The sequence below is a fragment of the Pseudomonas sp. NPDC089406 genome (assembly GCF_044900265.1).
Classification (GTDB): domain Bacteria; phylum Pseudomonadota; class Gammaproteobacteria; order Pseudomonadales; family Pseudomonadaceae; genus Aquipseudomonas; species Aquipseudomonas fakonensis.
Genome location: NZ_JBJDNC010000003.1, coordinates 215,374 through 229,260, shown reverse-complemented (window position 1 = coordinate 229,260; position 13,887 = coordinate 215,374). Strand labels below are relative to the sequence as shown.

General features: G+C 64.0%; 14 protein-coding genes. 10 read left to right on the top strand and 4 right to left on the bottom strand.

Features of this window, described 5'->3' with window-relative positions:
* Window positions 1–3 precede the first annotated feature (3 nt).
* The 6 genes from ACI2KK_RS03655 to ACI2KK_RS03630 all read left to right on the top strand — a co-directional run bounded on the left by ACI2KK_RS03655 (window position 4) and on the right by ACI2KK_RS03630 (window position 6,807).
* Window positions 4–2,004 carry a chemotaxis protein CheA gene (locus ACI2KK_RS03655; RefSeq protein ID WP_404667901.1) on the top strand — a complete coding sequence of 667 codons (2,001 nt, stop codon included), beginning with the start codon at window positions 4–6 and terminating at the stop codon, window positions 2,002–2,004.
* Entirely contained in the window at window positions 1,983–3,602 is a 1,620-nt protein-coding gene (locus ACI2KK_RS03650) for a methyl-accepting chemotaxis protein (RefSeq protein ID WP_404667900.1), read from the top strand. Before ACI2KK_RS03655 ends, ACI2KK_RS03650 begins: the two co-directional genes overlap by 22 nt.
* A 12-nt stretch (window positions 3,603–3,614) precedes the next feature.
* Window positions 3,615–4,127 (top strand): chemotaxis protein CheW, encoded by a 513-nt coding sequence (locus ACI2KK_RS03645; protein ID WP_404667899.1) that lies wholly within the window; start codon window positions 3,615–3,617, stop codon window positions 4,125–4,127.
* Between the two features lie 3 nt (window positions 4,128–4,130).
* A complete protein-coding gene (locus ACI2KK_RS03640) occupies window positions 4,131–4,931 on the top strand; it encodes a CheR family methyltransferase (protein WP_404667898.1) in 801 nt (266 codons plus the stop codon).
* Window positions 4,928–6,001 carry a chemotaxis response regulator protein-glutamate methylesterase gene (locus ACI2KK_RS03635; RefSeq protein ID WP_404667897.1) on the top strand — a complete coding sequence of 358 codons (1,074 nt, stop codon included), beginning with the start codon at window positions 4,928–4,930 and terminating at the stop codon, window positions 5,999–6,001. The genes ACI2KK_RS03640 and ACI2KK_RS03635 overlap by 4 nt, the downstream gene beginning before the upstream one ends.
* Before the next feature lie 152 nt (window positions 6,002–6,153).
* The gene (locus ACI2KK_RS03630) at window positions 6,154–6,807 is read left to right on the top strand and encodes a response regulator (protein WP_404667896.1); all 654 of its coding nucleotides are present in this window, start codon (window positions 6,154–6,156) and stop codon (window positions 6,805–6,807) included.
* Here the strand turns inward: ACI2KK_RS03630 and ACI2KK_RS03625 are convergent.
* Window positions 6,797–7,231 (bottom strand): thioesterase family protein, encoded by a 435-nt coding sequence (locus ACI2KK_RS03625; protein WP_217887136.1) that lies wholly within the window; start codon window positions 7,229–7,231, stop codon window positions 6,797–6,799. The two genes, ACI2KK_RS03630 and ACI2KK_RS03625, sit on opposite strands and share 11 nt — an antisense overlap.
* Window positions 7,232–7,359: 128 nt before the next feature.
* On the opposite strand from ACI2KK_RS03625, the gene ACI2KK_RS03620 reads away from it, so the two are divergent.
* Window positions 7,360–7,803 (top strand): hypothetical protein, encoded by a 444-nt coding sequence (locus ACI2KK_RS03620; protein WP_404667895.1) that lies wholly within the window; start codon window positions 7,360–7,362, stop codon window positions 7,801–7,803.
* A 302-nt stretch (window positions 7,804–8,105) separates the two neighbouring features.
* On the opposite strand, the gene ACI2KK_RS03615 is transcribed toward ACI2KK_RS03620, so the two are convergent.
* Together ACI2KK_RS03615 and hslO are read right to left on the bottom strand one after the other, a co-directional pair.
* Window positions 8,106–9,653, bottom strand: coding sequence for a phosphoenolpyruvate carboxykinase (locus tag ACI2KK_RS03615; RefSeq protein WP_404667894.1), 1,548 nt, complete (start codon window positions 9,651–9,653; stop codon window positions 8,106–8,108).
* Between the two features lie 179 nt (window positions 9,654–9,832).
* Window positions 9,833–10,732 carry an Hsp33 family molecular chaperone HslO gene (gene hslO / locus ACI2KK_RS03610; protein ID WP_404667893.1) on the bottom strand — a complete coding sequence of 300 codons (900 nt, stop codon included), beginning with the start codon at window positions 10,730–10,732 and terminating at the stop codon, window positions 9,833–9,835.
* Between the two features lie 109 nt (window positions 10,733–10,841).
* Between hslO and ACI2KK_RS03605 the strand changes: the two genes are divergently transcribed.
* Window positions 10,842–11,642, top strand: coding sequence for a phosphatase PAP2 family protein (locus ACI2KK_RS03605; protein ID WP_404667892.1), 801 nt, complete (start codon window positions 10,842–10,844; stop codon window positions 11,640–11,642).
* A 118-nt stretch (window positions 11,643–11,760) separates the two neighbouring features.
* Here ACI2KK_RS03605 and ACI2KK_RS03600 read toward each other — a convergent pair whose 3' ends face one another.
* On the bottom strand, window positions 11,761–12,162 hold the full coding sequence (locus ACI2KK_RS03600; protein WP_217840834.1) for an RNA-binding S4 domain-containing protein: 402 nt from the start codon (window positions 12,160–12,162) through the stop codon (window positions 11,761–11,763).
* A 109-nt stretch (window positions 12,163–12,271) separates the two neighbouring features.
* Here ACI2KK_RS03600 and ACI2KK_RS03595 point away from each other — a divergent pair, with 109 nt between their 5' ends.
* Window positions 12,272–12,754, top strand: coding sequence for an ATP-dependent zinc protease (locus ACI2KK_RS03595; protein ID WP_217840835.1), 483 nt, complete (start codon window positions 12,272–12,274; stop codon window positions 12,752–12,754).
* Window positions 12,751–13,656 (top strand): 30S ribosomal protein S6--L-glutamate ligase, encoded by a 906-nt coding sequence (gene rimK / locus ACI2KK_RS03590; RefSeq protein ID WP_084942096.1) that lies wholly within the window; start codon window positions 12,751–12,753, stop codon window positions 13,654–13,656. Before ACI2KK_RS03595 ends, rimK begins: the two co-directional genes overlap by 4 nt.
* Window positions 13,657–13,887 lie beyond the last annotated feature (231 nt).

Below are 13,887 nucleotides of genomic sequence, written 5' to 3'. Positions count from 1 at the left end.
CCCATGCTCGACGCACAACAGTGGCAGCAGTTACTTCAGGGGTTTCTCGAAGAGGCCAACGACCTGCTCAGGGAGGCCGAGGACTGCCTGCTGATTCTTGAGCGCAGCCCCAGCGACAGCGAGGCGATCAACGCCTTGTTCCGTTCGGTACACACCCTCAAGGGCTCGGCCGGGATCTTCTCGCTGGAGCCTCTGGTGGCCTTGGCCCACCAGTTGGAAAACCGCCTGATGCAGGTGCGCGATGGCGAGTGCGCGCTCAACGACAGCCTCAGCTCGCTGATGCTGCAGTGCATGGACGAGCTCAATACCATGGTGCGCAGCATCGACCCGCACACCGCCACCCTGGCGCCGCATACACCCCGCCAGGCCGAGCTGCTGGCTGCGCTCGAAGCGGTTGACAGCCCCCCGGTAGCAACCATCGAAAGCCCGGCGGTCTGGCAGTTGAGCCTGCGCCTGGATGCCGAACTGCTGCGTAACGGTTTCGACCCCTGCGCGTTCATCCGCTACCTGGCGCGGCTGGGCGACCTGCTTGCCGTGCACACCCTGACCGATGCCTTGCCCACACTCGAGCAGATGGACCCCGAGCAATGCTACCTGGGTTTCGACATCACCCTGAGCACCCTCGCCAGCCGCGAAGCGCTGCAAGAGGTGTTCAGCCTCGCCGATGGTTTCTACCAGCTGAGCCTGACCTGCCAGACAGCGCCCGAGGCACTGCCCGACAGGGCGCCTGCAAGCGGGCCTGCGCAAACGTTGTCGCCCGTTCAAGCCACTGAGGAACCGCGCACGGTTCATGCCGCCAGCAGCCTGGTGAAGGTCGCGGCGCACAAACTGGACGAGCTGATCAACCTGGTCGGCGAGCTGGTCATCAGCACCGCCGGCGCGCAGATGCAGGCCATGCACAGCGGTGACAGCGACTGCATCGAACGGGTGCAGGCGGTGCACCAGCACGTCGAGCAGATCCGCGAGCGCGCCCTGAAGCTGCGCATGGTCGAAATCGGCGAAACCTTCAATCGCTTCCACCGGGTGGTGCGTGACGTCAGCCTGACGCTGAACAAGCAGATCCAGCTGCACCTGCACGGCGGCGACACCGAGCTGGACAAGACGCTGATCGACCGCATCGCCGACCCGCTGATCCACCTGGTGCGCAACGCCATCGACCACGGCATCGAAGGCGCCGAGGAGCGCCTGGCGGCAGGCAAGCCGGCGCAGGGCAACCTGAGCCTGCGGGCCGGCCATGACTCGGGGATGATCGTGCTGGAAATCCAGGACGACGGGCGCGGCCTGAACACCGCCAGAATCCGCGAAAAAGCCATTGCCCGCGGCATGCTCGATGCCGACAGCCTGCTGCCGGACAGCGATATCCACATGCTGATCTTCGAGGCCGGTTTTTCCACCGCCGAACAGGTGTCCAACCTGTCCGGGCGCGGGGTCGGCATGGATGTGGTGCGCAGCGCCATCGACGAACTGCGCGGCACCATCGAAATCGAATCGGCGCCGGGCCAGGGCTGCCTGTTCCGCATCCGCCTGCCGCTGACCCTGGCGATCATCGACGGCTTTCTGGTGGGGGCCGGCCTTGAGCGCTTCGTCATCCCGCTGGACATGGTCACCGAGTGCATGGAAGCCCCTTCAGATGCCAGCGGTCCGCTCAACCTGCGCGGCAAGCCGCTGCCGTGCATCGACCTGACCACGCATTTTGCCCTGGGCGCGCCACCGGTCAGCCGACGCAACATCGTGGTGGTCAGCCAAGGCCGGCAACAGGTCGGCCTGATCGTCGACCGCCTGTATGGCGAGCTGCAAACCGTGATCAAACCGCTCGGGCAGCTGTTTCGCCACCTCAATGGCATCAGTGGCTCGACCATCCTCGGTTCAGGCCAGGTGGCGCTGATCCTCGATATCGCCAGCCTGTTCCGCGACCTGCAACAGCGCAACGAACCCAAGCATCGCCCCTCTGCGGCGATGGCAACCCTTTCCGGAGACGAGACATGCAGTGGATCAGCAACATGAAAATCGGGGCGCGCCTGACCCTGGGTTTCATCGTGGTAGTGGCGCTCACCGCCATCATCGGCCTCATCGGGATTCGTAACCTGGACCAGGTCGACCAGCTCTCGGACCGCATGTTCGATGTCGATATCCAGGGCCTTAGCACCCTGCAAAACGCCAATATCCAGCTGGTCACCGCCGGGCGCTCGCTGCGCCAGAGCTTGCTGGCGGTATCCCGCGAGGAGCGCGACAAAGCCGCGGCCGATGCCCGCGCGGCCCTGGACAAGACCCGTGAGCAACTGCTCAAGGCCAAGGACTACCACCTGACGCCCGAGGGCAAGGCCAGCGTCGACAACATCACCACGCGCCTGCAGGACTACGTCAACGCCGCCACCCTGCTGCTCGCCACCCACCAGCAGTCCGGCGAACTGCAAATCAGCACCCCGACCCTCGAACTGCTGCCACGGGTCATCGCCTCGGCAACCGAGTTGGACCAACTGCTGGGCATGGCCAGCCAGAACAAACAGGACCGGGCAGGCGAAGCCAACAGCGACATCACTGCCATTGCCGACAGTTCACGCGTGCAGATGATCACCCTGGTCGCGGTCGCCACCCTGGCCGGCTTGCTGATCGGCGTGCTGGTGACCCGCAGCATCACCCGCCCGCTCAGTGGCGCGGTGCTGGCCGCCGACCGCATGGCCGCCGGCGACCTGAGCCACGACCTGGTGGTCAACCGCCGCGACGAAACCGGGCAATTGCTCGGCTCGATGCAGAACATGACCGTTCGCCTGCGCAGCATCCTCGGTGATGTGCGCAGCGCCGCCGATGCGCTGTCGTCGGCCTCGGCCGAAGTCAGCTCGACCTCCCAGTCGCTCAGCCAGGCCGCCAGCGAACAGGCCGCCAGCGTCGAGCAGACCAGCGCCTCGATCGAGCAGATGTCGGCCTCCATCGCCCAGAACACCGAAAGCGCCAAGCTCACCGACGACATCGCCGGCAAGGCCGCCAACGATGCCGGCCAGGGCGGCACGGCGGTCGGCGACACGGTGCTGGCAATGAAGCAGATCGCCGACAAGATCGGCATCATCGATGACATCGCCTACCAGACCAACCTGCTGGCCCTCAACGCGGCCATCGAAGCCGCCCGCGCCGGCGAGCACGGCAAGGGCTTCGCAGTGGTGGCCGCCGAAGTGCGCAAGCTGGCCGAGCGCAGCCAGATCGCCGCCCAGGAAATCGGCCAGGTAGCCTCCAGCAGCGTGCAACTGGCGGAAAAAGCCGGCGTGTTGCTGGGCGAAATCGTCCCCAACATTCAGCGCACCTCGGACCTTGTGCAGGAAATTACCGCAGCGTCCCAGGAGCAGAGCAGCGCAGCCGGCCAGGTCAACATTGCCATGGGCCAGATGAACCAGATCACCCAGCAGAACGCCTCGGCCTCCGAAGAACTGGCCGCCACCGCCGAGGAAATGAACGCCCAGGCCGAGCAGTTGCAGGAACTGATCGCCTTCTTCCGCTTCCAACAGGATGGCCTGCCACGCCTGCAACGGCCGGTCGAGCCGCTGCCCGAGCCGCTGCAAGCCATGCGCAAGGCCAGCCTGGACGACCACCAGTTCGTCAATTTCTCCTGACCGGAGCGTGCCATGACCGCAATGCAAGCCTCGTTCGGCAGCCTGGCCGAAGCCCAATGCATCCAGCACCTGAGCTTTCGGGTGCGCCAGGCCGGCTACGCCCTGCCCATCGACCTGGTGCGCGAGATCATCGAATACGCCGAGGTTACCCGGGTGCCGATGATGCCGGAGTACATCCACGGGGTGATCAACCTGCGCGGCAACGTCGTCCCGGTGCTGGACCTGGCCGCGCGCTTTGGCCTGAGCCGCACCGCGCCGGGCAAACGCACCTGCATCGTGATCACCGAGCTGGCCCTGGAAGACACCCGCCAGCGGCTCGGCCTGGTGGTCGATGCCGTGGACGCCGTGCATGACATCGATACCCGCCAGGTACTGCCGCCGCCGCCCTTCGGTGCGCAGATCCGCGTCGACTTCATTGCCGGCATGGCCCAGCAGGAGCAAGGTTTTCTGATCATCCTCAACCTGCTGCAGGTGCTGTCGACCCAGGACCTGCTCGATCTGGCCCAGGCCAGGGCGGCAGACTGACCCATGCTCAGCCTGCCCAAGCTTGGCGAAGCCCAGTTCAAGCAATTGCAACGCCTGATGCAGGACGCCTCGGGCATTCACCTGGCCAGCAACAAACGCACGCTGGTGGCCGGGCGCCTGATGCGCCGCCTGCGGCATTTTCAGTTCAACAACTACGACCAGTACCTGGCGCTGATCGCCGAGCCGGCTCACCAGCGCGAACGCCGCCTGGTGGTGGACTTGCTGACCACCAACGAAACGTATTTTTTTCGCGAGCACCCGCACTTCGAGTTTCTCGGCCAGTGGCTGGCGCAGCAGCGCGCGCCCGTGCGCCTGTGGAGTGCGGCCTGCTCGTCGGGCGAGGAGCCCTACAGCCTGGCCATGGTCGCCGCCGAGCATCTGGGCGGCGACTGGTCGGTGCTGGCCAGCGACCTCAGCCAAAGCATGCTGGCACTGGCCGAGCGCGGCATCTACAGCATGGAACAGAGCCGCTACTTCCCCGATGGCTGGCTGCGCCGCCACGCCCAGTGCGGCGTCGGCGACATGGAAGGGCGCCTGCGTATCCAGGCCAACCTGCGCTCACGGGTACGTTTTCGCGAGGTCAATGTGGTCCGGCCACTGCCCGAAGACCTGGGCACCTTCGACGTGATTTTCCTGCGCAACCTGCTGATCTACTTCGAGCCTGCGCAAAAGCAGGAGATCGTCCGGCGGATCGTCGGGCAACTGCGCGTGGGCGGGCTGTTGTTCATCGGCCACGCCGAAAGCATTCACGGCTTCGACCTGCCCTTGCGCCTGGCGCAGCCATCGGTGTTCGAGCGGGTATGAGTACACGAGGCAAGGAGCCGATCCGCGTGTTCATCGTCGATGACTCGGCACTGGTGCGCCAGGTGCTCACGCAACTGCTGGAGAAACACCCGCACATTCGCGTCATCGGCATGGCCGCCGACCCGCTGTACGCAATCGACAAGTTGCGCAAGGACTGGCCCGACGTGTTGATTCTCGACCTCGAGATGCCGCGCATGGACGGGCTGACCTTCCTGCGCCAGGTGATGAGCGAGCGCGCCACGCCGACCATCATCTGCTCAAGCCTGGCCGAGCCCGGTACGGCGCTGGTCGAGCAGGCCCTGAAGGCCGGTGCGGCCGGCATCTTCACCAAGGCCAGGCTTGGCTTGCGCAAGGCCCTCGAAGACCTCGAGGGCGAGCTGGTGAGCTGTGTCGAGAACGCCGCGCGAGCCTTGCCGGCACGTGCACCTGCCAACAAGCCAAAGGACGAAAAAAAAACTGCGGCCGCTGCGACGTATGGGCTCAAAAGCTGTGAGCGAATCGTTACACTTGGCTGTTCGACAGGCGGCACCCTGGCGCTGGAGTACATCCTCAGACGCTTGCCAGGCAACTGCCCCGGCATTGTGATCGTTCAACACATGCCAGAGAAATTCACCGCCGATTTTGCCCGCAGGCTCAACAGCCTCTGCCAGATCGAAGTACGCGAAGCCAGGCACCTGGATCGCGTGCAGAGCGGGTTGGCACTGCTCGCTCCCGGCGGCCTGCACATGCAGCTCAAGCGCAGCGGTTCGCAATTTCTGGTCGAAGTGATCGATGGCCCTGCGGTCAATCGCCACAAGCCTTCAGTAGACGTCTTGTTTCGCTCCGCTGCGCGCCATGCAGGCGGCCAGGCGCTGGGCATCATCATGACCGGAATGGGTGATGACGGCGCACGCGGCTTGCTCGCCATGCGTGAACACGGCGCCAGTACCGTCGCCCAGGACGAGGCGAGCTGCGTCGTTTTCGGCATGCCCAAGGAAGCCATCAGGATGGGGGCTGCGCAGCAGGTCGAGCCGCTGCAGCGATTGCCTGCGCTGATCTGCCAGTTCGCCGAACCTGCGGGCCAGGAATGACAGGGGCTGCGCCATACCGAACGTTCAACCGACTGTTGCCAAGGGTACCCGGGCACACCACAAGCGAGCGCAACCCCGCCGGCTGTGCGCAGTGCAGCCGCCAGAGCCATGCCAACAACGCTCCCTCTATTTTGCAAGACAGGTTACAGCCTATGCGTTGCCGTGTACTCCTTGCTGACGACTCGCCACTGTTCAGAGCAGGCCTGCGAGCGCTGCTGGAACAAAAACAGGAATATGCCGTGGTCGGCGAGGCAGGTGACAGCCTGGGGACGGTCGCTTTGGCCGAACAGTTCAGGCCGCAGATCATCCTGCTCGACGTCGCGCTTGCCTCAAAGGGTGAACAGACCCTGCGCGAGCTGTCGGTGCGCGCGCCGGAAAGCGCGGTGCTGATGCTGTCGTCGCGCTCCGAGCTGGACTTCGTGATGAAGTGCCTGCGCCAGGGCGCCCAGGGTTTTTTGCTGAAAAGCGCGACGGTGCTTGAGCTGGAGCTGGCCCTGCAGTCACTGCAGGCAGGTGGCCAATACCTGTGCTCGGCGGTATTGCCGTTGGTCATCGGCCAGGCGGTGAAGCACACCCGCCAGCACTCGGCGGGTAACCCGGCCACGCAGTTGACCACGCGCCAGCTGGAGATCCTGCGCCTGATCGCCCGCGGCGAGAGTACCCGCTCGATCGCCGACGGCCTGGGCCTGAGTGTCAAAACCGTGGAGGCGCACCGCGCGCAGATCATGCACCGCCTGCAGATTCACGACGTGCCGGGGCTGGTGCTGTTCGCCGTGCGCGAGGGCATCATCCGCCTCAACGATTGAGCGACAGCCCCGCCAGAATCAGGCGCAAGGTTTCCGGCAGCGCCACCGGCCGCCCCGATGCCCGCTCGATGAACACCTGCACCAAGGTGCCCGCCGCACAGGCCTCTGCATCACCCGGGCGGAACAACGCCAGGCGAAACTCCACCGTGCTGCCGACCAGCCGGGTCACGCCCAGGCCCACTTCGAGCACATCCGGGAACGCCGGCAAGGCGAAGAAGTCGGCCGCCGAGCTGACCACGAACGCCGCCAGCTCACCGTCACGCAAGTCCAGCTCGGCCTGCTCTACGAGGAACGCCTGGATAGCGGTTTCGAAGAAGCCATGCACCGTGGAGCCCGTCAGGTGGCCGTTGAGGCCGTTGTCCTGGGGGCGGGTGAGGATGGGGTGGAAGTGGCAGAAGGCGGAGCGTTGGGGGGATTCGGTCATGGGGCCGTCCTAAGCATTCCTAGATGATTTGCAGAAGCTTCCCACAATGACTTCGGAACGCCTATAGTCGCAATCAACAATAGTTTGCATAAGATGGTCGGCACCCAATGAAACCGAGACACGCACCCATGCCCACCCAGCAACTGGACCATGCCAACCTCAGCCGACTGGCCGAAGGTGGCCGCATCAATGCCACCCACATCGTTGCACAGCCCGGAGGCTGGGCCATCCAGGTCGATATAAACGATCAGGAGCACGTGCTCACCGCGCAGCGTAGCGGCGATATCAGGTTGTTCAAGAAACTCGAAACGCTGGTCAGCTACCTGCATGAACTGGGTATCGACCACTTCGAGGTCGACAGCTCGATCTGGAACCCGGCACAAATCAGCACCTACAAGCGGCCTGATCGGGCCCAGGCGCTCAAACGGGCCCATGAAGCGGCTGCCTATGACGCTTGGTTCGCCGAACAGGTCGAAGCCAGCCTGCAAGATCCATCACCTGCGCTGGAAGACGATGAGGCCGAGAAGCTCTTTGCTGCCCGGCGCGCTGAACTCAAGGCCAGCCAGCGCTGATACCGGCTCAACGTTTCTCCAGACACCGCGTACCCTGTGGGAGCGGGCTTGCCCGCGAAGCAAGCGACGCGGTGCCTGGCACCGGCTGCGCCGGTGTTCGCGGGCAAGCCCGCTCCCACAGGAATCGCGCCAGCTTCATGAAAGTCAGCAAGACAGTTGCTCGGGTGAAGCTCTGAATTGAGCTTTGTCCGACGCTCTGGGAACGGCGGTTCGGCGCCTCGGCTTACTCGCGAAGCAGGTAATAGCCAGGCATAAAAAAACCGCCCCGAGGGGCGGTTTTTTGTTCCGTACCGGCTGGCAGCTTACAGCTGCGGGCCAGCGGCCTTGATGGCGTCGGAAACGTCGAACTTCTTGAAGTTCTCGGTGAACAGCTTGGCCAGGCCCTTGGCGGCTTCGTCGTAGGCAGCCTGGTCAGCCCAGGTGGTGCGCGGGTTGAGCAGCTCGGTGTCGACGCCCGGAACGGCCTTCGGCACATCCAGGTTGATGATGTCCAGGTGCTCGGTTTCAGCGCCGACCAGAGCACCGCTCTGGATGGCAGCGATCACGCCACGGGTGGTCGGGATGCTGAAGCGCTTGCCAACGCCGTAGCCACCGCCGGTCCAGCCGGTGTTGACCAGGTACACCTTGGAGCCGAAAGCGTTGATGCGCTTGATCAGCAGCTCGGCGTAAACGCCAGCCGGGCGCGGGAAGAACGGCGCGCCGAAGCAGGTGGAGAAGGTCGACTTGATGCCGCTGCCCGAGCCCATTTCGGTGGAACCGACCAGCGCGGTGTAACCGGACAGGAAGTGGTAGGCCGCCTGCTCGTTGTTCAGGATCGACACTGGCGGCAGTACGCCGGTCAGGTCGCAGGTCAGGAAGATGACCGCGTTAGGCTCGCCGCCCAGGTTCTTCTCGGAGACCTTGGCAACGTGCTCCAGCGGGTAGGCTGCGCGGCTGTTCTGGGTCAGGCTGACATCGGCGTAGTCGGCGTGCTTGGCATCGTCGATGACGACGTTTTCCAGCACAGCGCCGTGCTTGATGGCTTTCCAGATGACCGGCTCGTTCTTCTCGGACAGGTCGATGCACTTGGCATAGCAACCGCCCTCGATGTTGAACACCACGCCCTCACCCCAGCCGTGCTCGTCGTCACCGATCAGGTAGCGGCTTTCGTCGGCCGACAGGGTGGTCTTGCCGGTGCCGGACAGGCCGAAGAACAGGGTCACGTCGCCCGCTTCGCCGATGTTGGCGGCGCAGTGCATCGGCAGCACGTCGGCGGCCGGCAGCAGGAAGTTCTGCACCGAGAACATGGCTTTCTTCATTTCACCGGCGTAGCGCATGCCGGCGATCAGCACCTTCTTCTGGGCGAAGTTGATGATCACGCAGCCATCGGAGTTGGTGCCGTCACGCTCAGGCTCGCACACGAAGTTGGCGACGTTGAGGATCTGCCACTGATCGCGCTTGGCCGGGTTGAACTGGCCCTGCTCCGGGTTGATGAACAGGCAACGGCCGAACAGGTTCTGCCAGGCGGTCTGGGTGGTCATCTTCACCGGCAGGTAGTGCTCGGCGGCAGCCCCTACGTGAACGTAGGAAACGAAGTGATCCTGGGCGTTGTTGAACGCCTCGACGCGGTCCCACAGGGCATCGAACTTGTCGGCCGGGAACTTGCGGTTGATCGGGCCCCAGCCAATCTGGTCCTGGGTGGAAGGTTCTTCGACGATGAAACGGTCAGCCGGCGAACGGCCAGTACGGTGACCGGTTTCGACCACCAGTGCGCCAGTATCGGCCAGCACGCCTTCACCGCGGGACAGCGCTTCTTTTACCAGCTCATCGACGCTCAGGTCGGTGTACACGGTGTTGTTGGCTTGCGTCATGAGATACCCCATCCGGCCCGAGGCCGAGTGCTCCAAACGTTTTGTAGTTGCTTTGAAAAAACTACTACAGCGAAAAAAGTGGCCGGATTATGCCAGAAACGCCCAAAAAAAGTAGGCCCCTCCTGTCAGAACTGCGTTTTTGCGCAATTCGACAGGAGATTTCCCTGAACTTTAACGTTTCAGTGACGAGTTTCTGACGCCGAGTCAGTGCCGCCACCGGCAAACAGTTGCGCCACATCGTTGGCATCGAAGAAATAGCGCTCGTTGCAGAACTGGCAGTCGATCTCGACCGTGCCACCGCATTCCTCGACCAGCGCCTTGGCGTCCGGCTCGCCAAGACTGACCAGCGCATTGCCGGAACGTTCGCGCGAGCAGCTGCAGTTGAAGCGCAGCGGCTGGATGTCGAACAGGCGTACGGCGTCTTCGTGGTAGAGGCGGTGCAGCAGGGTTTCGTTGCCTTCTGCCCACTCTTCGGGCTTGAGGGTCCTGGCCATGGCGACCACGTGCTGCCAGCTTTCTTCACGCTCTTCGTCGTCCGGCTGGCGGTCGCGCGGCAGTTGCTGCAACAGCAGGCCACGGGCCTTGCCGCCTTCGGCGTTGAGCCAGAAACGGGTGTTGAGCTGCTGCGACTGGACGAAGTAGTTGGTGAAGCACTCCGCCAGGTCGGCTCCGTCGAGGTCGACGGTACCCTGGTAGCGCTGGCCCCTGATCGGGTCGATGGTCAGGGTCAGGTGGCCATCGGGCATCAGTTGTTCCAGGGTGGCATCGCCTGCGATGTGCTCGGCCTCGTAGCGCGCCATGCCGCGGATTTCGCGGTCACCGGAGCACTCGACCATCAGCAGCGGGATCGGCCCGGCAGAGCGCGCCTGCAAAATCAGCAGGCCGTCGAACTTGAGCGCGCCCACCAGCAGCGAGGTCGCGGCCATCAACTCGCCGAGCAGTGTCTGCACCGGTTTCGGGTAGGCGTGGCGGGCCAGCACTGCGGCATAGCTTTCGTCGAGAGACACCCACTCGCCGCGCACATCGCGCTCGTCGAAGATGAAACGTTGGGTGAAATCGGTATCTGGCAAGTCGCTCATGGGTGTCCGGGTATCAGAAAATGATGACAAAATAATAACAGGTGACTAAAAAGCCCCGCTGCAGAGCGCTTTCAGGGCGCTCAAGCCCTTTAGGAGATCGAGGTATCTTATGGACAATCGACCACTGTTCCAAGCGAGGTGGTCCTGGGGACCGCTGGCAGCCTGCACGCTGCTGCCCATCGCACTACTGTGTTTCTGGTTATGGCCTGCTGGCCAGATCCTCTGCCTGACTTTCGACGAATGGCTGTTCCACAGCCTCAACGCCCCGCTGGCCGACAACGTCGCCTGGCGCAACATCTGGGCCATCGGCAGCCTGCGCCCGTTCGACATCCTGGTCGGCCTGATCATGCTGGCGCTGCTGGTTCGCGGCGACTGGGTGTTCAAGGCAGTGCAGGTGCGCCAGGCGTTTTTCGGTTTTCTGGTCACGCTGTTGCTATTAGTGGTGATTCGCGCGCTGTTTTCCAAGTGGGTCAGTGCAATGGGCTGGCAACACAGCAGCCCGTCGATGAACTTCGACGACGCCGTGCACCTGAGCGACTACTACCCGAACCTGGAAGCCAAGTGGGAGCTCAAGGACCGTTCCGGCCAGAGTTTCCCGGGTGACCACGCCTCGGTGCTGCTGATCTGGGCGCTGTTCATGAGCCTGTTCAGCCGCCGCCTGATGCAGCACCTGGTGATCTGGGCGCTGGCCTTGCTGTTCATGATGCCGCGCCTGGTGGCCGGCGCCCACTGGGGCCAGGACGACTACATTGGCGGCCTGCTGATGGCGGTGCTGGCCCTGGGCTGGAGCTGCCACACGCCGCTGGCGGCCCACGCCAGCTCGGCTCTGGTGCGCTGGACCGCGCCGCTGTTCGGTTTGCTCGGCAAGCTGCCGCTGGTCGGGCGGATGAGCGTTATTCGCGCAGCCTGATCGTCTGTAGGAGCCGGCTTGCCGGCGATGAGGCCAGGCCTGTCGATGCATCCTTCGGGATGCGTACGACAATCGGGGCCCCAATCGCTGGCAAGCCAGCTCCTACAAGGACCGCGAATCACTCGAAACTGCCATGCAGCTGGTGAATCTGGCGGCGCTGCTTCTTGTTCGGCCGCCCGTCGGTGGTCATGCCCAATGCCCCCGCCTTGCGCAACTCGGCCGCCTGCTCACGGCGCTTCACGCTTTCCGGGGTTTCCTCATACAGCGTCTGCGCCTCTGGCGCGCCACGGCGCACCACTGACAACGCCTTGACCACCACCGTGCGCTCGTCAAAGCCGGTGCGCAGCACATACTCATCGCCTATTCGCGGCTCCTTGCCGGGCTTGCAACGCTCGCCGCGCCAGTGCACCTTGCCGCTCTCGATGGCCGCCTTGGCCAGGGCGCGGGTCTTGTAGAAACGCGCCGCCCACAGCCATTTGTCCAGGCGCACCTTGTCGTCGTCTTCAGGCTTTTGTGCCATGGTTTTTCCTCGCATTCTGTCTTTCACGGAACTGTACTACCGTGACTGACGGATGCAAAAAATCCGTGCCGTCATTACAGTTCACCACCTCATCCGCAGGGCACGCTTAGTGAAGACATTTGACCACCTGACTGTGATCGGCCTGCGCGAGTGGGTCGCCCTGCCCGACCTCGGCGTCGCCGGCCTGCGGGCCAAGATCGACACCGGTGCCAGCACCTCCAGCCTGCATGCAACCGAAATCGAAACCTTCGAACGCGACGGCCAGCCGTGGGTGCGCTTCAATGCGCACCTGGGCACCGTGGTGCAACTGCGCCACCGCCGCTGCGAGGCGCCGCTGGTGACCATGAAAACCATCAAGAGCTCCAACGGCCACGCCCAGACCCGCTACGTGATCCGCACGCCGCTGGCCCTGGGCGACCGGGTGTGGGAGGTGGAGTTCACCCTGGCTTGTCGCAAGAGCATGCGCTACCGCCTGTTGCTGGGGTCGAAAGCCCTGGTCCACGGTCAACTGGTGGTCAACCCCGGCGTCAAGTACGTCCAGGACAAACCGGCCTTCCCGGCCACCCTTTCCCCTGTCACAGGTGCTGCATGAAGATCGCTGTGCTTTCGCGTAATCCGCGTCTGTATTCCACCCGCCGCCTGGTCGAGGCCGGCACCCAACGGGGCCACGAAGTGGTGGTGATCGACACGCTGCGGGCCTATATGAACATCGCCAGCCACAAGCCGCAGATCCACTACCGCGGCAAGCCGCTGGAGGGTTTCGATGCGGTCATTCCGCGCATTGGCGCCTCGGTAACGTTCTATGGCTGCGCGGTGCTGCGCCAGTTCGAGATGATGGGCGTCTACCCGCTCAACGAATCGGTGGCCATCGCCCGCTCGCGGGACAAGCTGCGCTCGCTGCAATTGCTGTCGCGTCGCGGCATCGGGCTGCCGATCACGGGCTTCGCCCATTCACCGGACGACATCCCCGACCTGATCCAGATGGTCAACGGCGCGCCGCTGGTGATCAAGGTGCTCGAAGGCACCCAGGGTATCGGCGTGGTGCTGTGCGAGACCACCAAGGCCGCCGAATCGGTGATCGAGGCGTTCATGGGCCTGAAGCAGAACATCATGGTGCAGGAGTACATCAAGGAGGCCGGCGGCGCCGACATTCGCTGCTTCGTGGTCGGCGACAAGGTGATCGCCTCGATGAAGCGCCAGGCCAAGCCGGGCGAGTTTCGCTCCAACCTGCACCGCGGCGGCGTGGCCAGCCTGATCAAGATCACCCCCGAAGAACGCATGACCGCCATCCGCGCGGCCAAGGTGATGGGGCTGAGCGTGGCCGGGGTGGATATCTTGCGCTCCAACCACGGGCCGCTGGTGATGGAAGTGAACTCCTCACCGGGCCTTGAGGGCATCGAGGTGACCACCGGCAAGGATGTGGCCGGGATGATCATCGAGCACCTGGAAAAGAACGGCGGGCCTAATCAGACCCGGACCAAAGGCAAGGGCTGATGGTGTCTGTACCGGCCTCTTCGCGGCTAAAGCCGCTCCCACAGGGTTTTGTATGCCCCCTGTGGGAGCAACTGTCTTGTTCAGTTTCTAAAATCTAGCGCGCCCCCTGTAGCAGCCGGCTTGCCGGCGATAGGGCCGGCACAAGCGAATGCTGGCACCGGCTGTGCCGGTGATCGCCGGCAAGCCGGCTCCTACAGGATCGTGCGAAGCCCGAACCAAGCGCCTTACCTG